This window comes from Streptomyces hesseae (assembly GCF_031845785.1).
GTDB lineage: Bacteria > Actinomycetota > Actinomycetes > Streptomycetales > Streptomycetaceae > Streptomyces > Streptomyces hesseae.
The window spans coordinates 1-20,918 of the sequence record NZ_JAVRFI010000016.1 but is presented as its reverse complement, the minus strand read 5'-3'; the positions used below and the strand labels follow the sequence as shown (position 1 = coordinate 20,918).

Genomic DNA, 20,918 nt, shown 5'->3' with positions numbered 1-20,918 from the left:
GGGTAGTAGCGGCGAAGATCCGCTTCTACCGCTTCCGCGTGCTCTTCGAGGACCTGGTGCGTCCACTGGACTTTCCCAGCGCCTCGCCGCTGGTCTCGGCGACCTGCGCGACCCACTCGCCGATCTCGTCCTGCGTCGGGTCGCCCTCGTACCAGGCGTCGACGTCGTCAGGGTGAAGCACGCCTTCGGCGAAGCGGTCGAGGTCACCGGAATTCAGGGCGCGCAGGTGGGAGGCGCGCCAGCGCTGCGAGGGCAGGGCGCGCACGGGGTAGCCGGCCAGCTCCACCGGCACGTAGTCGGTGGTGGCGTCGGTCTCCTGCCCCGTCGTGGCGCGGTTGGTCGTGGACGGGGCGGTCGTGGTCACGGTCATGGGTCCTTAGAGGTTCAGCCGGCTGAGCCAGAGTGGTGTGAGAAGGAGAAGCGGGCGCGGACCGCCGGGGCGGGTCAGCTCTTGGTGGTCGGCAGATCCTTCGGCACGACCGGGGCCTTCGCCGTGAACTGGTGGTACACGGTGTTGTTCGCCGCGTCCGGGTAAGCGGTGATCTTCACCTCGTAGCCCACCATGTCCTCGCCTTTGTACTGGACATCCGACCGGTCGGTGACCTCGCCCGACGGCACGTAGAAACCTTCGAGCGAGTCGCCGTCGGCCACGATGAAGTAGAACGACCGACGGTCGGGCGACGGGGATGCGGTCTCCGCGAACTTGGCCACACCGTCAGGGCCGGGGGCGAGGTCAGCGGCGGGGATGCGGAACATCAAACTCTTGACGACAGGGCTCTTCGTTTCCCACATCGTCACTCCGAAAGTCCGCACCGACTTGGTGACCTGGGTACGGAAAGCGGAGGTCACGCCCCATGGGGTGAACTCCTTCGAGTCCTCGTCGATGCCGTACTTGAGTCCGTCGTCGGAGATGGCGCCCAGGCCCGCCCAGGGGGCGGCGGGGACGCCGAGGGCGATCGGGCCGGCGGTGCCTTCCGGCGCGACCCAACCGCCGCCGTTCGCGCCGACCATGGCCAGGTCGGCCGCACGGGTGATCTGAATCAAGAGGGGTCTTCCTTCGAAAGGGCAGGCCGCCGCCAAGGTGGGGAGGCGGGGCGCAGCGGTAGTTCAGGGGTGCCGGTGCAGGCGGATCGCGTAGGTGGCGCCGATCCGCGTCACGGCCGGGTTCTCCCACGCGCGCCAAGCCGGGGCGGAGACGGTAGAGGCGGCGGTGAACACCGCGGCGGCCATCGGCGCGATAGCCCCGGGCAGGTTGCCCAGGAGCGCGTCACGGGTACGGGCGGCCAAGTCGACGGCCTGGGCCCTGGTTGCGGCGAAGGCGTCGATATCGACCACGGCCAGGTCGACGCGGAACCCGTCGTCGCCGCCCCCGATCCGCTGGAGGCGCAGGAGGGGGACGGCGTGGTCCAGGTCGGCGGGGGCGTCGGTGCACACCCGGACGCCCAGGCGTGGTGTGAGCCAGGCGATCAACGCGGCTTCGGCATCCGGCCACATCACATGTCCCGGCGGCTGGTTGCGGCCCGTAGAAGGATGTGATGTGCCGGGGCGCCGTCACCTCCATACTCCACGAACCGGGCGTGGCGCGCGGTGTTCAGCACCACGGCGCCCGTGCGGTCTTTGCGCACGCCCATCCGGCGCCGGGCCCACACCTCGAACGACGCCTTGTAGGTGCCGGAATCCACCGGGGCGGTAGCTTCGGCCACCGCCTTGATCTCCTCCGCGTGCGACACCAATGCGGCCGTGATCATTGAGGAGTTGAGGAGCTGGCGGATACCTGACCGGTTGATCTTCACCTTCGGTGCAGCCACGTCACCTCTACTTTCGTCGGGCCGCCCGGGTGGGGTTCAGCCAGTGACGCACTGGGCGGCGATCTGCACGCCTGCGTGGGTGCCGGTCAGTGGGGACCGGAAGACCTCCGCTGGTCCGTGGACGGTGAACACGACGCCGCGGACACGGAGTCGGTCGGTGGGGCGGACGTCGGAGCCAGCGGGGGCGTAGATCACGACGCGGTCGGTGACCGTGTTCTGTCCGCCGAGCGTTTCGGTCCCGGGCGCGGGGGCGACGACGCACCCGTGAAGGGGGTGCTCGTGGTCGCTGCCGGGGGTGTCGTTGCCGTAGATGTCGAGCACGGCAGGGCCGGGCCGCAGCACGGTGACGACCTCGCCGAACGCTGGTGGCGGTAGGGCGATCACTCGTACCACCACGGCATGCCCCAGGAGCCGGGGTAGCCCGGTGGGGGGCCGGCGTCGGCCGGAGTGGGGTTCACGGTGAACGCGCCACCCCGCCCCGCCATGAGCCGCAGGGAACGGCGTTCGTCGCGTGTCAGGAAGAGGCCGGCCTGACTGGCAGGTCGCTGCACCTGGTACGGGCCGATCGTCTCCGCGCTGAGCCCCATGGGATTTGCGTAGGTGCGGGCGGCGACGGAGAGAACGACGGCTCCGGCGCCTTCCGGCAGCGGAGTGACGACCGCCCGGCACAGGGCATCGGCCTGGGCGATGATCAGCCGGGCGCGGTCGTCCTGCACGTCTTGGCCGAGGATGTCGGCGAGGTCTTGCGGTGTGACGGTGGCGATGACGGATCACCGCCTTTCGCCTGCTCCGCGCGCTAGCTCTTGGGCGGCGTGGGGGTGCTGCCGGGGGCGGTGTAGGTCACGAAAGCGCTCGTATCGCCGATCGCGAAACCGAAATGTGCCTCGGCCAGCAGAAGGATCAAGTTCTCCTGGAAGGCCGAATGGACGTGCCCGTCCGCGTCGACGTAGGTGCCCACGTCGGTGGTCTTGATCGTGATGTCCATACCCGAGCCGTAAATGGCCTGGTCCCAGTCACCAGCGATCGCGCGGAGGCCGGTATCAGTGGTCGTGGACTGCCGGGCCAGCTTGCCGCCCACGCCCCGGTTGTAGGCGATGGGGTAGCCGATAAGGGTGCCGCGTGAGACGGTTCCCGGGCCGGCCGGGTCCTGTACGAAGATGGGCCTGCCGGTGGTGTCGGTGGCGAGCTGCATTTCGGGCTTCAGCAGCGGGTCTGCGATGAAACCGGTGGTGTCATGGCCGGCGGCGGCGACAAGCTTGGTGCCGGTGACCACGTCGGCGTAAATGCCGCCCTTGGCCTGGGCAGTTGTCCCCAGGGCCATGGTGTTCGGGGTGGCGGTCAGGTAGTCCTCGAACGGGCCCCGTGCGCCGCTCATGGTCTTGCCGTGGATGGCCGCGCGGTCGAAGGCGCGGCCCAGCGCGGTGGGTAGATCGTGCTGGAGCTGTTCGTACAAGCCGGCCGCGTTGGTCATGGCGACCTCATGCGACACGGCAACGAGGACGGCGACCTTCTTGCCCCGCATCTTGCGCATGCCGATACCGCTGGTACCCAGCGGCTTCGCGCCGCCTTCGTCCACCCAGTCGGCCATGGGGACGTCGCCAGGAACGGGGATGGCGGTCGAGGAATTGAGGGGCAGAGGGACCTTACGGGCGAGCTGCATGACGGCCGAGTTCTCCACCGCCTTGGTGAAGATCGGCCCGGTGATCTCCGGGGGGAGGAGCTGGGCGGGGATGCTTCCGGTCTGGATGGGGGCGACGGCGGTAGAGATGAGCGGACGTCCTTAGTGGTGCAGGGAGTTGTGGAGGATTCCGGCGAACATCTGTGCCGGGTCGGCTGCTGCCCGCTGGCCGGAGGAACCCTGAGTGGGGTCCGGCTGCATCAGGGGCCGGCCGGGGTTCGCATCGGCGGCGGGCGTTAGGTCGGACAGGAAGGCGTCGGCGTCCGCCTCCAGCTCTTCGCGGGTCGTGCCGATCAGCCGTGCGGCCTGCCCGGGGGTCAGGCCCTTGGCGTGGGCGACCTGCGCGCGGACCAGTTCCGCGCGGGCCTGGTCGGCGAGCCGTTCGGCGGCCTCGGCCCGTTCGGTCAGTCGCTGGGAGTCGGACTTGCCCGCCTCGCGCATCTGGTGCAGTTCGGCGGCGGCCGGTTCCAGCTCGGCGACCTTGGCGGCGCGGGCGGCGAGTTCGGCGGTAAGCCGTTCGATCTCCGTGCGGGCGGCGGCCGGGTCCTCCCACGGCTGGGCGGAACGTTCCTGCGGGTCGGTGATCTCTGCCGCGGCGGGCGGGTCGGGGTGAGTCATCGCGGGGGTACCTCTGGGCATGCGAGAGACCCGCCACAGCGGTGACGGGGCTGGCGGGCAGGGGGAAGAAGGAGCGGCCGGCGTTAGGTGGACGTGGGCGCGGCGGTGACGTCCGCCGGCTCGCGCTGGCGGTGTTCGGCGTCGAAGGCACGGCGGAAGGCGCGGAGGATGTCGGCGCCGTAGACGCCGCGCGTGGCGGAGTTGTAGAGGGCTTCCCACTCGCCGGCCTCGGGCGTGGGCGTCCACCTCTGGCCTTTGAAGACCGGTTCGGCCGTGCAGTCGCACCGGTCGTGGTACGGGTCGCCGCCGACCGTGGTCTCCGCGCTTTGCCGGTTGGCGTAGACCGGGCCGCGCAGGATCAGGACGGCGCAGAACGAGCAGCACGGGCCCTCGGTGATCCGGGCCCAGCCGAGGGCGGCCGGGTCCATGCGGGTGGCCTTTTCGATGGTGCGGCGGCCGGGCAGTGCGGCTAGGCGTTGCATCGCGGCGGCCTCGCGGTCGTGGGCTTTGCGGAGCAGGTCGGGAGCGGTGCGGGCGGCGGCGGCCGTGGCTTCGTCGGCCCCGGCCTTCCGCTCTGCCGCCTCTGCCCGGTCGGCGGCCCTCCGGGCCTCGTTCGCTGCCCACCGGCGGGCGGCGGCGATCTGGGCCAGCGGCGGGGGGTCGGCAACCGGCACGGTGAACGGGGTCCGGTGGCCTGCGGCGCGGCGCATCTGTTCATAGGACTCGGCGGCCAGCGAGGCGGAGGCAGTGCCGAACCGGTGGACCAGGTGGGCGAGGGTGGCTGTCCACGCCTGCTCGGTCCGGGCGCCGGCCGGTGCGGCGTCGTAGCGTCGCCGCGCGGCGTCGAACTCGGTCCGCATCAGCCGTAGGAGCGCGGTTTGCTGGCGCCGGTGGATCAGGGCCAGGGCGCGGACCTTCGTCACGCTGCCTCCGCCTGGTCCGGCCGGGGGCCATCGGTGGTGAAGGTGCGGGCCAGGTCCTCAAGTACGGCGTTCCCGGCGGCGCGGCGGCGGTCGTGGACGATCCGCAGGCGCTGGGCACGGTCGATCCCGGCACGTTCAAGGGTGACCTCGGACTCCGCCGGCAGGATGCCCGCGGACACCAGCTTCGTCGTGGCGTCCGCCTGCGCGGCCACCGTGGGGGTAGCGGCGTCGCGCCACTGCACCTCGACCACCGGCACCTGCTCGGCGCCGGTCAGCCGTAGGGCCAGGCGCATAGCCTGCGACCAGGGGGCGGAGAAAGCCCGCTGCCGACGCTCGGCCTTCTTGATCAACCGGGCCTCCGAGGAGCGGATGGCCTCCGCCGACGCGGGGTTGTCGGTGGTATAGCCGAGCATGTGCGCGGGTAGCGCGGTCGCCCCAGCCATGAGGCGGGCGTACGTGTCGATGATGCGGCCGTAGACGGCCGGGTCGTAGGCGGGGAACTGCCCGACCTCGGGGACCGCGCCGTCCTCGTCGCGCTCCAGCGCGAGGTAGCGGCCTATGTAGGTCTCCCACGCGCTCCGCTGGGTGCCGTCCGGCCCCTGGAACGAGCCTTCCGACGCGCCCAGTACGTAGCGTTGCGGGGCGGCAAAGAATTCTCTAGCGACCTCTTGGCCGAGGAGAGTTCGGCACGCGGCGTCGGTGAGGGCGCGCACCTCCTCGGTGATCTCGGAGGAGCCTGCGCGGTCGGCAGTCCTCTGGCGGTTGGCGAGGCGGACGACCGGGACGACGCCGAGCTGATGCGGTCGGCGGTCGGTCACCGACCAGCCGGTCCCGGAGCCTTCCAGGTAGACGGTCTGGTCGGGCAGGTAGAGCGTCGCCGATCGCTGGGAACCAGCGGACACCAAGCGCAAGGCTGCGCGCAGGGTGCGGGTACGGACGTCGTAGTCCACGCTCATGTGCTGCGGCGATTCCACCGACAGCAGCGGGGCCCCGTCATCGCCCACGCCCACCGCCAGGTAGGACCTGCCGTAGATCAGGGCGTCCACGTGGGCCAACTGGGATTCATTGTCCAGGTCGTTAGCGGCCCAGATCGCCGATAGGTCGCCTTCCGTCCCGTCGTCGTCCGGGCAACGGAGGGCGTCGACGTCAAGGCGCTCGTCCAGGGCGTCCACGACAAGGCGGGGCCAGCCCGTGACCGTGCGGACGGCCTGAAGCGCCGGCGGGACGGCGATGCCCAGATTTGCCACCCGCGACTGGCCCTCGTAGTACGAGTCCAGGGTCCGCAAACGCCACGTGTCCTCAGTGGCCGTCGCGGACAGCAAGGCGACGGCGTCGCGCTCGGCATCGGACAGGGACAGGGAGGGCAGGGCAGGGATGAGCAAGGGGATTCCCCCCCTCGCACCTAGCCGAGGACGATCACGCGTCCTTTACCGCGCGCCCGGGGGCGCTTGCCGTATTTGCTGCTGGTGATCACTAGGCGGCGCAGCATGCGCGCGCCGACCATGCACACGGCAAGATCAATCTTGCGCGAGGACGCTCGGTGTTCCTTGCCGATCGTGATCCCGAAAGCGTTGGTACGCCGCCGCGCGTTGCGGACGTGGGTGCGCATGATCTTGTGTCCGTCGTGCGTCAACTGCCGTTCGAAGATGTCGATGTGGGCGCGTTCCACAGCGTGGGTGAACTCCTCCTGGCGGCGCCGGTCGCCGCCCATGTCCCACTCCACGGCATGCCGACGGCTGCCGGTGGTCGCGGCGTGGACCAGGAGCCGGGCGCCGTAGCGGTCCGCCCACATGTCGATGAACCGGTCCCAGTAACGACCGCCGTCGGACTGGTCCTCACCGGTGCCCGGGTCGGCGAAGAACGCGAGCACCCGAAACCGGGCGAACGCGTTGTCCACCACTCCGTCGACGTCCTCACGCGGGACGTTCCACACGTCGACCTGCGGCGGGCGCTGCCACACCCCAAGGGTGGTGACGTGGCCGTCGGACATGCGGCAGGCCACCAAGCCGGTGGCGTCGTCGCTCTTGGAGCAGTCGAGGAACAACACGACCTCGTCGCCGTCAGACAGGACCAGGTCGGGGCGGGCGCAGGCATCCCACTCGTAGGGCGCGCACCACGCGTCCTCGGCGGCCGTGACTTGGTTGTACCAAAAGCGCCGTGACCGGGAAGCGGGGTTCCGGACGTCGAGGATGGACGCCACGATGCGGTCGATGTCCAGCCAGGTGGCATCCCCGCGGACCGCTTCGATGACCTTCGGTGCCCACGCCGCATTCAGCTTCGCGCCGGGCGGGGCCTCCAAGGAGTCGTAGAGAAGACCGGTGTCCACGGCACGGCCGGCCTGCGCGTCCTCCCAAGCCTCACGGGTCCGCTCCGCGACGCTGTCCTCCCCCGGCTCGAACGCATTCGTGATCGCCAGACTGCGCGCGGACCCGTCGGCGCTCTTGGTGGCGTTCCTTTCCAGGACAGCCGCCATCTCATGGCCCCCGTTGGTCGACAGCCAGTGATGCGGCTCGTTGATCAAGCTCCAAGATGCCCTGGAGCCCTCCAAAGCACGCGGTGAGCTGGTGACGGCCTCGATCCGGGCCCGGCCCCTGTGGGCGTAAATGACCTCTTTGCCGAGGTCGATGGAGTACTCCTCAATGGCCCTCTGAGTGAAGAGCCCAGGGAAGATCATCATGGTGTTGCGGGTCTGCGCCTGTGTGACCGCAGCGAGCATCACCCAGGGCTCCGGATGCGGTTGCCCAAGTGGCTGCCCCTCCGGAACACCCGAGGGGTCATTGGGGCCTGCGACCCGACCTGACGGCCGACACGGGCCCACGAACTCCACGGCGGCGTAGGTCGCTGCGAGCGGGTCTTTCCCGTGGCCCTTCAGCCGCTGGAAGACGGCGTCCCGGTAGAGGAATCGATCCGTCACAGGGTCGATCGCGTAATACCAGAGCGTGAAACGAGCCTGCTCCGGGGTGTACGTCCAAGGCGTACCGGCGGAGTGCTGGAGATACTCAGCGGTCCACGACAGGACGTGCCACCCCAGCGACGATTCGGGGAGGACGAACCGGCCTTCGCCATCCCGGCGCCACGTCGGCCCGATGGTCACGGGCTCGATGACGTCCGGCGGAAGATCGTCCTCGGGAGCAGGGGCGGTCACGGGGACCACCCCCTTCGTCAGGCGCCGAGGGCGGCCCGATAGGCCGCGATGGCGGTTACGCCGGCCGGAGTCTCCTGTTCGGCCGGGGCCCGCTCCAGCTCGATCCGAACCCGACGGCGGGCGCCCTCTGTGGTGAGGAGTTCCGTCATGGCGGAGGAGACAGCGGCGAAGAGCTGCGCGGAGAACCGCTGTCCGGCCGCAAGGTTGCGGCTCATGGCCTCGGCGACGTAACGGGCGGTGGCCACGTCGGACGGCTCGTAGAACTGGGCCTGCCCCGAGGCGGCCAGGCTGCGGTACCAGTCACAGGCGATGGCGTGCCAACTCGCGTCAGGGTCGGGCCACTCGACCAGACCGGGAGCGGACGTGGCGTGTACCAGTTCAGCGCCGTCCTTATTGCGCCGGCGCCGCTCTGCGGAACGCTTCGGTACAGGTCCGCGGGCACCCACACGATCACCTCCGGGTACTGCTGTGTGCTGGTGAAAGGGAGCGGGAGACCGCCCGCCGGACGCCCCTGTCGGCCGCTGTGGTGGCGGGTTACTCGTCTCGGGCGGGCGGTTCCCGCGCGTTGCCTCACGACCTCGGCAGACCACTCCGAGTAACGGCGGGGTGCGTGATGCACGGGCAACGAGTCGAAGGACCCCGGTTCACGGGCTCGGAAACCCGTACAGACAGACAAGTGCATTGCCCATCGCCCTGGGTCGGAACCGGGGAGGGGGGCCACCCCCCAGGGGTAGTCACACAGAGTTACCCCAGTCGGCCGGGGTGGGGGTCGTCGGGGCGGCGCCGGCCGGGCCGACGTGCGCGGCCGGCGGCACCCTCTGCCGCGCTCTTCTGGGCGTGGCAGGGGCCACAAACGCCCTGTAGAGCCCGGTCACGGTGGTCGTCGGTCATGGCCTTGATGTGGTCGACCTGCGTCGAGGGACGGACGCCGCAGATGCGGCACACCGGGTCGCGGGTGAGAACGCGGGTGCGGATCACCGACCAGTTCCCCGGCAGGCGGGCGGCCCGGTTGCTGGTGTTCCAGGGCAGGGGCCGTCACCTCCGGGCAGGTCAGTGACGGTGAAGGTGGTGCCCGCCCCCGGGTTCGAACCGGGATCTCTGCGGCATAACCGCAGCGCAGTGGCCGCGCAGTGGCCGCGCACCTCTCCCTTGGGTCAGGCGGGCGTGTGGGGAGTCCGCACGGGCTTGCGACCCCGTTCGGCTCGTCCTCGACGGCGGGCCGAGGACCGGTTACTAGTGGGCGGTGCGGACTCCTGGTGATCCCGGCCGGAGTCGAACCGACTCGCCCCCGGGCAGGGGACTTCCATGGCGGGACCTGGCCATCCCCACGTGGGGGCGGCGGCGGGGTTACAGGGACGCGAGTGCGGCCGTGGCCTTCCGGGGGTCGCCCTTGACGAAGGTCAGAACGTATTGGTGGTGGCGGCCGTGCTTGCGGGACGCGCGCCACTGGGCGCCAAGCCGCATGGGGACGGTGCCGAGCGTGTTGACGAGGATGGCGTCGTTATACAGGCGGGCGCCTGCGGCGTCGTGGGCGGCGATGGTGAGCGGGACCAGGCCGCGCAGGTATCCGGTGCTGCCGCGGACCTCCCCCACGACCCAGGTGGCGAATCGGTCCGGCGCCAGGCATCGGACGGTCTCCGCGATGATCGCGCTGTACGCCGCGGCGAACTCGCGCCACCTCATGGCGGACAGGTCCGCCGGGTGATCGCTGTACCGCTCCAGGTCGTGATACGGCGGGCAGGTGAAGACGTAGTCCGCGTGTCCCGCCGGGAGGGCGGGGAGTTCTTCGAGTGCGTCGCCGTGAATCCAACGGGGTTCGGCGGCGAGTAGGTCACGGGCGCGCCAGTCGGCGGCGGCTTCCTCGTTGGCGTCGACCTGGAAGGGGGACAGGTCGACACCGGTGTACTGGTAACCGCCGTTGGCAGCGACGAGGCCGCGCACGGAGCCGCCGGCGAAGGGGTCAAGGACCCGCCCGCCTTCCGGGCAGTACCAGGAGTAGGAGGCTTCGGCGAGGACCGGGTCGAAGGTGGAGAGCCCAGCGTTGACCGCTGCCATCTTCCGGCCGAAGGCGTCCGCCGTCTTGTAGGTGGTGACGTGCTCGCGCCCCCGTCGGCTGTGGAGACCGAGGTCTTCCCAGGCGCGACGGCGGTCACGCCATGGGCCTAGGTCTGTCCGGAGGACGGAGAAGGGCTGTATGCCCGGCAGGCCGCGCCCGGTGGTCACCGGTGCGGCGTCTATCAGGGCCAGTTGGGACACAGCGCGACCTTTCGTGCGGGCGCTCACGCTGCCGTGGTGCTCCGCTGGGTGAGGTAGGCGCGGACGTCGCGAAGGTCGACCAGGGCCCGGCCGGCGGTGTCGTATCCAGTTCGCTGGATGTGGCCGCGGCGTATCCACTGCCGGACTGTTGCGGGTGTGACCTTGACGTAGGTGGCGGCGGCGACGGTGTCGCAGATGACGGGGGTAGTTGGGGACACGTGCGTCTGCCACCGCCTCGATACGCGAAAGCCCCTCCGGCCCGGGGGGGAGGGGCCGAAGGGGCTTTCTGGCTTTCGCACCGGTATGCGGACATACGGGGGGTGCTGCGATTGAGTGTGACACGGCCGGAGGGAAACCCCAAACACCCGTGCTGGTCAGACAGCTAGGGCCAGGGCGACGCCCAGGTCGATGGCGTCCCAGACCGTTCGGCACCACCGGCACGTGACTGTGGTGGCTCCGGGGACGTAGCGCAGGACGGCGCCGCACGCCTGCGTGGGGTCGTCGGCCGCGGGGGCGGGGCAGTGGCCGATACGGCGGGCGCGCCGGGCTGGGTCGAGGAGGCCCGTTGCGTCGCTGTGCAACTCGGCGATCTCCCGGGCGAAATCGTCCACGGCAGCGTGCTGTTCGACGGCCCAGGGGAGGTTGGCGCGCAGTGCGGTGGCGGCCTCGGTGAACGGGTCTGCACGGTACGTCGGGGGTGTCCATTCGAGGTGGTCGTGCCAGTCGGCGAGCCAGCTGTCGAGTGTGGCCGTGGCGGCGGCGATGCGGTCGAGGATGTGGAGGCGGATCGGCGCCTGGGGTTCGCTGCTGGCGCGGGTGCGGGGGCCGTCGAGTGCGCGGCCGGAACCGGGGGCGAGCAGACCATGCAGGTCGTGTATCAGGTCCGGGAGCTGGTCAAGGTGATCTGCGATCCGTCGTTCGCAGGGACGGCAGGCGTACCGGTGCCGCTCGGCGTCCCACAAGGGGCGGGTGCAGACGGTGCAGGTGGGGCGGTCGGTGTGCGTCATTGGCGCTTCTCCTCGCTGCGGACGGGGTCAGCCGGCGGACTGGGCTATGGCGTCTTCGGGGGTGATGTCGCCGACGCAGAGGGCGCGGAGCGCCATCACGATGTCCCCGTGTCGGCGGGTGGCGGTCAGGAGGGTGTCGGCGATGTGGGCGGCGGTGGCGAGCCGCTCGTAAAGGTCGTCCAGGCGTTCGTCAGTGATGGTGGTCGCGGTGTCCCGGTTCATGCGGCGGCTCTCGTGCGGGTGGTGAGTCGGCGGGTGGTGGGTCGGTAGTTCTGCTCCGCCTCGGTGCGCCCGCCCCAGATTCCCCACTCTCGGTGATCTCGGGCCCAGGTGGCACAGGTGATGCGGATGGCGCAGCGGAAGCAAATGGCCTGGGCGGCGGCCACGCGCGCCGTCGTTTCGTCCGGCTGCTCCTGTCGGTCCGGGGGGAAGAAGTGTTCGGGTGCGTCTGTGCAGGGGACGCGGTATTCGTCGCTGCGGGGGACGTAGGGCGGTGGGGTGATCTGGATCAGGGACACGTGGGCGCTTTCGGGTCGGTCGGCAGGTAGGGGCGGGCGAGACGCTTCGAACGGCCGGACGGGCCCGTGGGAGACGTTCGCGGATGCCCGGCGGGAAGAGGGCGGGCACGTCGTGTCGTGCGGCGAGAGGGGCTGTTGTGGCTGTTGGTGGCCTTGGTGAAGGCACTGGGGCGGTCGGGGTTGGAGAGGTGGGGGGCGAAAGCGGATGGTGTTGCGGCGGTCAGGGGCGGAGTTCCTTGGTGACGTGTCGGCCGGTGGCGGCGAGGAGTTCGGCCAGGGGGCGGCGGCGGGCGGTGGGGTCGGCGGCTCGGATGCGCTGGGCACGGACGGCAAGTAGGTAGGCGGCGACGTCGTCGGGGTCCGCGTCAGGAACCTCCGGGGGCTGCCCGGGGCCGTGGATGTGGCGGGACCGGCCGGCGCGCAGCTCGCGCACCTTGGCCGTGATCTCCCCGACGGCCACGAAGGCTTTGCCGCTGTCCACGAGGGCGATGACGGCGCCGCGGGCATCGGCGAGGCTGTAGGGGGCGAGGACGTCGTGCCAGGCGTCGGGGGTGTACTCGTCAAATCGCTGGCCGGGGCAGATGGCGCGGACGTACCGGGTCAGGGCAACCGTTTCTTCAGGTGTCACAGCAGGGCTTTCTGTGCGTTGGTCTCGGTGGCGCCTTCGGCAGCCATGCGGGCGCGGGCGCGTTCCATGGCGCGGGCGAACTGGTCGTCGCTAGCTGCTTGGTGCCGTTCCACGAAGGGGCCTGGCAAAGGTGCGGCGGGTGCGTCCGCGGGGGTGTCGGGGAGGGCATCCCAGACCTTCAGCAGGTAGCGGATGGTCCTCGGCGGGTTGTGCGGGTTCCACGCGCGGCGTGCGGCGTCCACGAGCCGATCGGTGGGGATGCGGTCGAGGTGCCGGTGGAGTGCCTCGCGGTCGGCGCCGTCGGTCCGCCACCCGACGTGACATCCGGCCGCGGTGAGCTGGTCGGCAAGGGCCTGCGCGAAGGCGGGGACGCCGGCGGCTTCCGGTCCGGTCCCTGTCCGCTGCGGGGGGTGAAGGGGGGACTGTTCTATCCCGTCAGGGATAGAACTCGGGTCGGGACGGGTCGGGTCTACGTGCGCGCCCGCGAGGCGTCCGGCGTGACGTACCGCTTTGACCTGCGGTTCCGCGGGAAAATGGGGGGCCGAATCAGGGTCGTTTCGCGGGCGCTTCGGGCGGGATCCGGTTGCAGATCGCGGACTGTTCGCGTCCGGAGCCACGGCGGTCTTCGCCGCCCGCACTTGTCGCTGGCGCTCCGCGGCCCGCTCACGATCGGCATTGACGCGGGACCGGGAGGGGTTGGAGTCGAGGAAGTCGTGGACGAGGTAGTCGCCGGCGTCCGGCTGTGGGCAGCGTGTGCAGTCGTGCCCTGCGGCATGCAGCAGCCCGACGGCGGACAGCTTCCGGACCTGAACCGCGGTGCCGTACTCACGCACGACCGCCCCCGGGACCACGCCGTCCGTCAGGTGCTGCCCGGCATACGAGATCACTCGCACGAGCAGACCGGCAGCAGCGTTGCCCGCCCGGATGATCTTGGGGTGTGAGTGGAAGCCATCGTCCAGCCGCGCCCACATGATTCTTTTCCCTCCCCTGGTACTGACTGACTGCACGCGGCCCAGCCCAGTCGCTGGACGGGCGTGTTCACGCCGCGGGCGCTGTCTCCCCTGGCGCTGCGGTGACGCGGTAGACGCTGATGCGGTGGCCGTGCGTGGCTGGCGACGTGCTCGGCACCGTCCGGCCGGTGGCGGTGATCGCGCCGGACGCGGCCAGTCCGCGCACCGCGGCGCCGAGAAGTCCGTGGGGCAGGTCCGGAAGCTGAAGGCGGAAGTCGTTCGCGGAGAACTCCCCGACCGTCAGGCCGTGGTCGCAGATGAGCGCCTGCACCAGGGAGAGTTGATCGCGTCCGGCCGCCGCGCGGATGCGGGCGAGCATGCGGTTGGCGCGTCGCTCGGCACGGAACTGGTCAAGCTGCACTGCGCCGGCGGCTTTCCCGGCCGTAATCGCGGCGTCGTCCCGAACGGTGTGAACGGCGGCGGCCTGCGTCGAGCTGGTCATGATGCCTTCATGTAGGTGCGGTTGGGGATGAGAGAACGGGTGGTGCCGTCGGGACGCACCGACCGGGTGGCGACGGTCTGTCCAGCCGAGCGGCAGTGGCGGGCATCGCCCATCGCCGCTAGGACGGTGGCGGCGATGTCCGTCTTCCGGGCGGCGGCGCGGTGGGAGGCAAGGACCGCCGAGCGGTACGCCTCGGCGAGGTCCGGTTCGATGTCGACATTGCCCACCGGGTCCGGCAGGTGCCGGTCACTGGGGGACACGGCCAGGGACTCGTCCGACGGCGGCTCGCCCGCGGCGATGCTGCGCAGGAATTCGGCTGCCGTCTCCCGCATCTCCTCCGCCTCGGTGGCGTCGTAGGTGACGGTGTACTCCCGGTAGTCCTGACCTCCTACCAGGACCGCCACGTGACCCCGGTCGAGGCCGAGGGTGTCGAGCTGCCACAAGACCTGACAGCGGTAATAGGAGGGCACCCCCGCCCCCCAGTCCTCGGCATCGCGGCTGGTCTTGATCTCCAGCAGGGCCGCCGGCCCACCATCGGCAGGAGTGATGATGCGGTCTGGGGTGGCGCGCTGCCATCCCCTTGTCCTGGAGGCCCACGTGCCCGTGGTGTGGACGGCGAGGTCCGGGTGGGCTTCCGCGAAGACCTCCGCGATCACTGGCTCCAGGCGGATGCCCCACTTCATGGCGGCCGTGGGTGCGGTCTTCCTTCGCGGTGCGGTTCCGGCCTTCCGGTGCCACAGGGAAGAAGGTGTCTGCCAGGGCGATAGCCCCATGACGGCGGCGACTTCGGTAGCCGTGATGACGAGGCCCGACCGGGCGCGGTCCCACTCAGCCGTTCCGGGTACGAGGGCGCCGAGGAAACGGGCGGCGGGGATGCGAGGTGTGGTCATCGGGCGTCACCCCCGCGGTGTCGGCCGCGTCGACGGCCGTGCAGGCCCTCCGTGTGCATGAGCCACGTCACGGTCGCCCCGCCGACGATCAGGGCTCCGATGATGATCCAGGCACTCATGCCGCCCACCGCTCACCCACGCGGCGGCCGGACCGGTCACGCTTCGGCCGCGCCTGGTTGATGGGGTCCAGCTCCGGGTTCGACCGGGAGTCGGCGGCCTCGCAGGCGTTCAGGTAGGCGTCCAGCTCGGCAAGCCGGTAGACCACGTGGCCTTCCATGCGGAAGGACTTGGGTCCGCGGCGGCGGTGGCGCCAGGTGCGCAGCGTGGGGACAGCAACGCCAAGGTAAGCGGCGGCCTGCGCGGTGCGCAGGACGGCAGGCCGGATGACGTCCCTCTGGGCCGCGGATGAGCCGATGACGGCACCAGTGATCACAAAACCCCCCTGGGTTCAGCGGGGCATCTTGTTGCCCCCGTGCCATCAACTTAGACAACGAGGGACAACGAAACAAGCGTAAATGCCATTCGATTGACATCGTTGGTCTCATGTCGTTCCATGGCGTTGCACCGCGTTCCAGCGCGTTGCAGATCAAGAAAGGGGGGACGTACCTTGACTATGAGCAGGCAACCCAGCAGCCAACGACGGGGCAAGGATCGTGAACGTGTCAGAAGAGCGCTGGCAGCGGCTCGGCACCGCCCTGCGGCAGGAACGGGAACGCAAGGGCCTGAGTCAGCTGCAGCTCGCCCACCGGGCCGGCGTGTCCGTGGGCAGCGTGAAGAACGCCGAGAAGGGCGTGGCCCCGAAAGGCCGCCGCCCGTACACGCTGACGAATATCGCGGTCGCCCTGAACTGGGCACCCAGCTGCATCGACGACATCCTTTCCGGCCAGGCCGCCCCGGCTTCAGCCCCAGCGGTCACGGTCGTGGAAGTGGAGCCGAAGCTGGACGAGTTGACCACGGCCATGTACGGCGCTCTCAAGTTCCAAATGGCCTGTCAGCAGAACGGGGCCCCGGCGCACGCCCTGGCTGATTTCGAGGCAGCCACGCAAAGGCTGTTTGCATCCACCGTTCAAGCCCGGTCGGGACGACCGAGGCTGACCCAGGATCACTTCGAAGCAGTCGCCCACTCACCCGCAGGTGACGGGGGGCCCGAGAGCGACCGTCGCGTGGTGGACGAGACCATCCGCCGGTTTGATCAGGAAAACCTGTAACGACTTCGTCCCCGCCGGGATACCCCGTTTCAAGCGAATACCACTATGAATGCCACTTGCACATACTTGTGTGTACGTTTCATCATCTGGTGACTGCTACTCAGCTTGAATTGGGGGGACGAAGCGATGAACCATGCCTTCGATCGGAAAGACCGCACCACGCGGCTCTCGCTGATCGACCCTGTGTGCGCCCGAGTGCCGGAGGCTTCCGGTAAGCCCTACGCTCCACTGGAGCGGGCGCAGGAACTCGGCTTGCATGTTCGGTACGCGACGCTTGCCGACTCATGGGCATGGTGGGTCCCGTCCCGACGCCTAATCATCCTCTCCAATGGCCTTACGGCAGTCCAGGAGCGTTGCGCGCTCGCCCACGAGCTGGAGCACGCCCAGCGCGGAGACGTCGACTGCCGCGTGATTGAGCACCCGACCGCCCGCACATGGGGACGTCGACAGGAGAGCCGCGCCGACGAGGCCGCGGCCCGCCGGCTGATCTCCACCGCCGCCCTTGAGGCCGCGATGCGCTGGGCGCATTCCCACGAAGAAGCGGCGCAGGAGTTGCAAGTCACGGAACACATGCTCCGTGTGCGGCTCCGCCTTTACAGAAACGACCTTGAATGCCCGGATACATTGAGGATCGCTGGCTGACCAAGAAGAAAGACCCGGTCACCGGCAAGCGTCGGCGGACCAGCCGCTACGGCAAAGGCAAGCGCTACCGGGTCGCCGGCATACCCGGTGTCGCGGACTGTTCGTTCGCGCTGGAGAGCGACGCTAAGACGTGGCTCTCCAGCTCTCAGACGGACGTAAGCCGCGGCACCTTCGCCGACCCGCGCGACGGCCTGATCACCCTCTCCGAATACATCACCACCGTGTGGTTGGAGGGGAAGGGCGGCACGGAGAAGAGCGAGCGGAACATCCGCCACCAGCTCAACCACATACACAACTTCCTCGGGCACCTGCCGCTGATTAACATCGATGCCGCGGCCGTGCGCAAGTTCATCGTCCAGTTGGAGAAGAAGGCCAAGCTCGCCAACACCTATGCGCACAGCATCTGTTCTACCCTCCGCAACATTCTCGACGTTGCGGTGGACGACAAGCGGCTCGCGAAGAACCCCACCCGGTCCAAGTCAGTCGTCTTCCCGTCGAAGAAGATCAAGGAGCAGCGGGAAGCGTGGGCGGCAGCGGTCGTCCGGCGTGTCCTAGCAGCCATCTCCCCCCGCCACCGCCTGTCAGTCGTGCTCGGCACCGGGTGCGGCCTGCGGCAGGGTGAGGTGTTCGGGCTCGCGGAAGGTGACTTCGACTTCGAACGGCATGTGATCCATGTGCGCCGACAGGTGCAGATGATCAACAACCGGATCTTCTACAAGCTCCCCAAGGGGAACAAGACCCGCGTTGTACCCATGGCTCCCTCGGTCGAAGCGGAGGTGCTTGACCACATGGCGAAGTTTCCGCCCGTCGTGGTGGAGCTTCCGTGGGGCGAGTCGACGGCGGAGGAGACGCAGGCCCACGCGTTGGTGATGACCACGGTCCACGGTGCGGCGAACAACTTCAACACCTGGAACATCCGGACCTGGAAACCCGCCCTCGTCAAAGCCGGCGTGATCCCCGCTCCGCTCCCGGGAGCGCGGCGCGGGACGTTCAAGATGCCGCGCAAGTACGGCTTCCACGTCACCCGCCACACGTACGCCTCCACCGTGCTCCAGGGCGGCGAGGACATCGTCACGCTGTCTCACTGGCTCGGCCACGAGACGCCCACGATCACGTTCGAGCACTACGCGCACTTCATGCCGCAGTCCGGTAAGAAGGGGGCTGACGCCGTCGACCGCATGATGGGCTACGTCCCGCCCGTGCCGCCCACTGCTCCCCCGGCGCTGAAACTCCCCAGATTCTCCCCAGAGCACATCTGGAAGCCCTACCCGCACCACAAACCCGCAGGTCAGACGGTACGGGTAGGGTCCACGGCTCGAGTCTCCCCCCTCTTGGCTCGAGCCGCCACGGCTCCACGCGCGAAGAACCGCGCGACCCAGGCTAGTTGACTCTGCGTCAGTGTCCAATCACCCTAGCGGCACAGCCCTATCGACTTATTTATAGTTCCTTCACGATCGGTGGCGGCATCTCAGGGAGACGACATGGATCTGGCCCTTTTGCGCACATTCGTCATGGTGCACAGGGCCGGCTCCTTCACCCGGGCCGCCGCGCTCCTCGGCCTCTCCCAGCCCGCCGTCACCAGCCAGATCCGGACGCTGGAGCGACAACTGGGCCGGCCGCTCTTCCTCCGCCAGGCGCGTGGGGTCCGTCCCACCGCCATCGGCGACGAACTCGCCCACAAGATCGCCCCGCATGTCGACGCACTGCTGGAGATAGCCGAGGCCGACCTCGACGACCAGTGGGCCAGCCGCACCCTCCACCTCGCCGGCCCTCCCGAGTTCACCTCCCTGCGCGCCCTGCCCGCGCTCGTCCCCCTGATCGGCCGGGGCCTGACCGTACGTGCCACCCACGGCATGGCCGAGGAGCTCTTCGAGGGCCTGGCCGATGGGCACCACGACCTCGCCATCGCCACCTCCCGGCCACGCGGCCGACTGCTGACCACCACACCGCTCTGCGACGAGGAACACGTCCTCGTCGCCGCCCCGCGCTGGGCGGCCCGGCTCGGCGGCCCGGCCGTCGTCCGCGACAAGGGCCTCCAGGCCCTGGAACACCTGCCCGTGGTCGAGGTCCACGAGAGCCTGCCCTTCGTCTCCCGCTACTGGTCGGCCGTCTTCGACTCCAAACCGCTGGCCACCGGCACCGTCATCGTCCCCGACCTGCGCGCGGTGCTCTCCTGCGTCGCCGCGGGGGCCGGCATCGGCGTATTGCCGCGCTATCTGTGCGGAGAGGCCCTGGACACCGGCGAGATCGTGGCGCTCCTGGATCCGCCGATACCACCGCTGCGCACCTATTTCCTGGTCGTCAGGGCCGGCACGCTGGCGCATCCCCATCTCGCGCGGGCGCACGAGTGGCTGCTGCGCGCTGCCGTTTCCTGGTGAGAAGGGGTTTCACCAGGGGGCTCGCGCGGCAGATGTCCCCTATGACCGAACGGCCCGTGGTCAAGCGCACCGCCCGCGCCATCCTGCTCGACGGCGAACCCGGCTCCGAGGCGCTCCGGCTCGTCCTGATCAAACGCACCAAGCCCGGCCAGGCGCCGTACTGGATCACCCCCGGCGGCGGGGTCGAGCCCGAGGACAGCACTGTCGTCGCAGCCCTCCACCGCGAGGTGGACGAGGAGCTCGGCGCCAAGGTCGTCGATGTGGTCCCCGCCTTCGTCGACACCGTCTCCCACTCCCTCCACCACGCCGCCCACGGTGTGAAGGTGCAGCACTTCTTCGTCTGCCGGCTGGCCTCGATGGACCTGTCCCGACGGCACGGCCCCGAGGTCGACGAACCGTGCGGGACGTACGAGGTGGTACGCGTCCCCTTCACCCGGGCGGGCATCGACTCGGTGGAGGTCGTGCCGCCCTCCCTCCGGGTGTTCCTGCGCGCGAACATCGAGGGCGTACAGGCCCTGCTCGCGCACGACCTGGCCTGATACTCCCCCTGATACGGCCCCGGTCGGCGCTTCCTCAGCCCGCCGCCGAGGCCATCAGCTCGTCTAGCGAGTCATGGCGGATCCGGTGCGCCGGGACCCCTATGCCGACCAGGGTGTCCACCCCACTGCGGACCATTCCGGGCGGCCCGGAGAGGTAGGCGTCGTAGGCGTTCCAGGGGCCGTACTTACGGACGACCTGGGGGAGTTGCCCGCTCAGGCCGAGTGTGGGGCCGTCGGAGATCACTGGACGCACGGAGAGCCAGCGGTGCGACTTCTGTAGTCGCAGCATGGTGTCTATGTCGTAGAGGTCATCATCATGACGGGCACCGTAGAAGACCTCGACGGGACGACTTCGCCCATGCCTGGCGACATCCTCGACCAATGCCTTGATCGGAGCGATTCCGGTACCGCCGCCGAGACACAGCAGTCCGTTGTCGCTGCCGTGGTCGACGGTCATCGAGCCGGCCGGAGGGCCGAGCCGGATGACGTCGCCCGGACGGGCGCGGTGGACCAGGGCACCGGAGACCCAGCCGGCCGGTACGGCCTTGATGTGGAAGGAGAGCAGGCCGTCCTCGCGCGGGGCACAGGAGAAGGAGTAGTGCCGCCACACGCGCGGCCACCAGGGCGTCTCCACGCTCGCGTACTGGCCGGCGAGAAAGGGATAGGGCTGGTCGGGCCGTACGGTCACGATGGCGACGTCCGAGGTGCGCGGCTCATGGCCGACGATCTCGGCCTGCCACCAGGGCGGGGAGCTCCGCTCGTCCTCGGCGGCCGCGTCGATCATGATCTGGGAGATGGCGGTGTAGACCCGCACCCACGCGGCCTGCGCGGCGTCGTTCCAGGTCCGGGAGGCATGGCGGGCGAGCGCGTCGATCAGGCACTCCCCCACGGCGGGGTAGTGGGTGGGGGCGGTGCCGTACTTCCGGTGCCCCCGGCCGAGTTGGGACAGGTATGTGGTGAGGATCGCGGTGTCGTCGGCGTGGCGCGCGGCGGTGAGCAGCGCTTTGAACAGCCGGTCGCGCTGGGTGTCCATGGCGGCGGGGAAGAGGGCGCGCAGCTCCGGCCGGCGGACGAAGAGCAGGGCGTAGAAGTACGAGGTGACCTTGTCGGCGATGGGCTCGATCTCGGCGAGCGTGCGACGGATCAGCAGGGCGTCGGGGGACGGTGTGCCGCCGGGCGAGGGGGCGTTCCCGGGATGCGTGGCGGGGGCGGCGGGGGGTTGGGGCGG

Annotated in this window: 28 protein-coding genes and 1 tRNA gene; 5 read left to right on the top strand and 24 right to left on the bottom strand. The window is 69.8% G+C overall.

Annotation, left to right across the window (positions count from 1 at the left end; translation table 11 throughout):
- Nucleotides 1-25 precede the first annotated feature (25 nt).
- From RM609_RS22700 to RM609_RS22595, 23 genes are all read right to left on the bottom strand, one after another.
- Nucleotides 26-370 (bottom strand): hypothetical protein, encoded by a 345-nt coding sequence (locus tag RM609_RS22700; RefSeq protein WP_311613358.1) that lies wholly within the window; start codon nt 368-370, stop codon nt 26-28.
- Between the two features lie 74 nt (nt 371-444).
- On the bottom strand, nt 445-1,044 hold the full coding sequence (locus RM609_RS22695) for a phage tail tube protein (protein ID WP_311613357.1): 600 nt from the start codon (nt 1,042-1,044) through the stop codon (nt 445-447).
- Between the two features lie 63 nt (nt 1,045-1,107).
- A complete protein-coding gene (locus RM609_RS22690; RefSeq protein WP_438828504.1) occupies nt 1,108-1,494 on the bottom strand; it encodes a phage tail termination protein in 387 nt (128 codons plus the stop codon).
- Nucleotides 1,494-1,808 carry an HK97 gp10 family phage protein gene (locus RM609_RS22685; RefSeq protein ID WP_311613355.1) on the bottom strand — a complete coding sequence of 105 codons (315 nt, stop codon included), beginning with the start codon at nt 1,806-1,808 and terminating at the stop codon, nt 1,494-1,496. The genes RM609_RS22690 and RM609_RS22685 overlap by 1 nt, the downstream gene beginning before the upstream one ends.
- A 36-nt stretch (nt 1,809-1,844) precedes the next feature.
- On the bottom strand, nt 1,845-2,192 hold the full coding sequence (locus tag RM609_RS22680) for a hypothetical protein (protein ID WP_311613354.1): 348 nt from the start codon (nt 2,190-2,192) through the stop codon (nt 1,845-1,847).
- Entirely contained in the window at nt 2,189-2,524 is a 336-nt protein-coding gene (locus RM609_RS22675) for a hypothetical protein (RefSeq protein ID WP_311613353.1), read from the bottom strand. The genes RM609_RS22680 and RM609_RS22675 overlap by 4 nt, the downstream gene beginning before the upstream one ends.
- An 80-nt stretch (nt 2,525-2,604) precedes the next feature.
- Nucleotides 2,605-3,540 (bottom strand): phage major capsid protein, encoded by a 936-nt coding sequence (locus RM609_RS22670; protein WP_311613475.1) that lies wholly within the window; start codon nt 3,538-3,540, stop codon nt 2,605-2,607.
- Nucleotides 3,541-3,588: 48 nt separating this feature from the next.
- Nucleotides 3,589-4,104 (bottom strand): hypothetical protein, encoded by a 516-nt coding sequence (locus RM609_RS22665; protein ID WP_311613352.1) that lies wholly within the window; start codon nt 4,102-4,104, stop codon nt 3,589-3,591.
- Between the two features lie 83 nt (nt 4,105-4,187).
- Nucleotides 4,188-5,027 (bottom strand): VG15 protein, encoded by an 840-nt coding sequence (locus tag RM609_RS22660; RefSeq protein ID WP_311613351.1) that lies wholly within the window; start codon nt 5,025-5,027, stop codon nt 4,188-4,190.
- Complete coding sequence (locus RM609_RS22655; RefSeq protein ID WP_311613350.1) at nt 5,024-6,409, bottom strand: phage portal protein; 1,386 nt, start codon at nt 6,407-6,409, stop codon at nt 5,024-5,026. The genes RM609_RS22660 and RM609_RS22655 overlap by 4 nt, the downstream gene beginning before the upstream one ends.
- A 20-nt stretch (nt 6,410-6,429) precedes the next feature.
- Nucleotides 6,430-8,121: a terminase large subunit domain-containing protein gene (locus tag RM609_RS22650; RefSeq protein WP_311613349.1), complete on the bottom strand. Its 1,692-nt coding sequence runs from the start codon at nt 8,119-8,121 to the stop codon at nt 6,430-6,432.
- A 68-nt stretch (nt 8,122-8,189) separates the two neighbouring features.
- Nucleotides 8,190-8,618: a phage terminase small subunit gene (locus RM609_RS22645; protein WP_311613348.1), complete on the bottom strand. Its 429-nt coding sequence runs from the start codon at nt 8,616-8,618 to the stop codon at nt 8,190-8,192.
- Nucleotides 8,619-9,238: 620 nt separating this feature from the next.
- A tRNA-OTHER gene (locus RM609_RS22640) sits at nt 9,239-9,336 on the bottom strand.
- A 183-nt stretch (nt 9,337-9,519) separates the two neighbouring features.
- Nucleotides 9,520-10,428, bottom strand: a complete 909-nt coding sequence (locus RM609_RS22635) for a class I SAM-dependent methyltransferase (RefSeq protein WP_311613347.1) — start codon at nt 10,426-10,428, stop codon at nt 9,520-9,522.
- 23 nt (nt 10,429-10,451) lie between these two features.
- A complete protein-coding gene (locus tag RM609_RS22630) occupies nt 10,452-10,646 on the bottom strand; it encodes a helix-turn-helix domain-containing protein (protein WP_311613346.1) in 195 nt (64 codons plus the stop codon).
- 156 nt (nt 10,647-10,802) lie between these two features.
- On the bottom strand, nt 10,803-11,435 hold the full coding sequence (locus RM609_RS22625) for a hypothetical protein (protein ID WP_311613345.1): 633 nt from the start codon (nt 11,433-11,435) through the stop codon (nt 10,803-10,805).
- Nucleotides 11,436-11,462: 27 nt separating this feature from the next.
- On the bottom strand, nt 11,463-11,657 hold the full coding sequence (locus RM609_RS22620; RefSeq protein ID WP_311613344.1) for a hypothetical protein: 195 nt from the start codon (nt 11,655-11,657) through the stop codon (nt 11,463-11,465).
- Nucleotides 11,654-11,953, bottom strand: a complete 300-nt coding sequence (locus tag RM609_RS34545) for a WhiB family transcriptional regulator (protein WP_369016246.1) — start codon at nt 11,951-11,953, stop codon at nt 11,654-11,656. The genes RM609_RS22620 and RM609_RS34545 overlap by 4 nt, the downstream gene beginning before the upstream one ends.
- 220 nt (nt 11,954-12,173) lie before the next feature.
- Nucleotides 12,174-12,581 carry a hypothetical protein gene (locus RM609_RS22615; protein ID WP_311613343.1) on the bottom strand — a complete coding sequence of 136 codons (408 nt, stop codon included), beginning with the start codon at nt 12,579-12,581 and terminating at the stop codon, nt 12,174-12,176.
- Entirely contained in the window at nt 12,578-13,552 is a 975-nt protein-coding gene (locus tag RM609_RS22610; RefSeq protein ID WP_311613342.1) for an RAD23 family protein, read from the bottom strand. The genes RM609_RS22615 and RM609_RS22610 overlap by 4 nt, the downstream gene beginning before the upstream one ends.
- A gap of 67 nt (nt 13,553-13,619) precedes the next feature.
- The gene (locus RM609_RS22605) at nt 13,620-14,033 is read right to left on the bottom strand and encodes a hypothetical protein (RefSeq protein ID WP_311613341.1); all 414 of its coding nucleotides are present in this window, start codon (nt 14,031-14,033) and stop codon (nt 13,620-13,622) included.
- A complete protein-coding gene (locus RM609_RS22600) occupies nt 14,030-14,923 on the bottom strand; it encodes a YqaJ viral recombinase family nuclease (protein ID WP_311613340.1) in 894 nt (297 codons plus the stop codon). The genes RM609_RS22605 and RM609_RS22600 overlap by 4 nt, the downstream gene beginning before the upstream one ends.
- 115 nt (nt 14,924-15,038) lie before the next feature.
- A complete protein-coding gene (locus tag RM609_RS22595; RefSeq protein ID WP_311613339.1) occupies nt 15,039-15,356 on the bottom strand; it encodes a helix-turn-helix transcriptional regulator in 318 nt (105 codons plus the stop codon).
- Between the two features lie 226 nt (nt 15,357-15,582).
- On the opposite strand from RM609_RS22595, the gene RM609_RS22590 reads away from it, so the two are divergent.
- The 5 genes from RM609_RS22590 (at nt 15,583) to RM609_RS22570 (ending at nt 19,690) form a co-directional block, all read left to right on the top strand.
- The gene (locus RM609_RS22590) at nt 15,583-16,131 is read left to right on the top strand and encodes a helix-turn-helix domain-containing protein (protein ID WP_311613338.1); all 549 of its coding nucleotides are present in this window, start codon (nt 15,583-15,585) and stop codon (nt 16,129-16,131) included.
- 126 nt (nt 16,132-16,257) lie between these two features.
- A complete protein-coding gene (locus tag RM609_RS22585; RefSeq protein ID WP_311613337.1) occupies nt 16,258-16,773 on the top strand; it encodes an ImmA/IrrE family metallo-endopeptidase in 516 nt (171 codons plus the stop codon).
- Nucleotides 16,743-18,161: a tyrosine-type recombinase/integrase gene (locus RM609_RS22580; protein ID WP_311613336.1), complete on the top strand. Its 1,419-nt coding sequence runs from the start codon at nt 16,743-16,745 to the stop codon at nt 18,159-18,161. Before RM609_RS22585 ends, RM609_RS22580 begins: the two co-directional genes overlap by 31 nt.
- Before the next feature lie 93 nt (nt 18,162-18,254).
- Nucleotides 18,255-19,151 (top strand): LysR family transcriptional regulator, encoded by an 897-nt coding sequence (locus RM609_RS22575; protein ID WP_311613335.1) that lies wholly within the window; start codon nt 18,255-18,257, stop codon nt 19,149-19,151.
- 41 nt (nt 19,152-19,192) lie between these two features.
- Nucleotides 19,193-19,690, top strand: coding sequence for an NUDIX hydrolase (locus RM609_RS22570; RefSeq protein ID WP_311613334.1), 498 nt, complete (start codon nt 19,193-19,195; stop codon nt 19,688-19,690).
- A gap of 34 nt (nt 19,691-19,724) precedes the next feature.
- Here RM609_RS22570 and RM609_RS22565 read toward each other — a convergent pair.
- On the bottom strand, nt 19,725-20,918 hold a 1,194-nt coding region (locus tag RM609_RS22565; RefSeq protein ID WP_311613333.1), incomplete at its 5' end, for a globin domain-containing protein.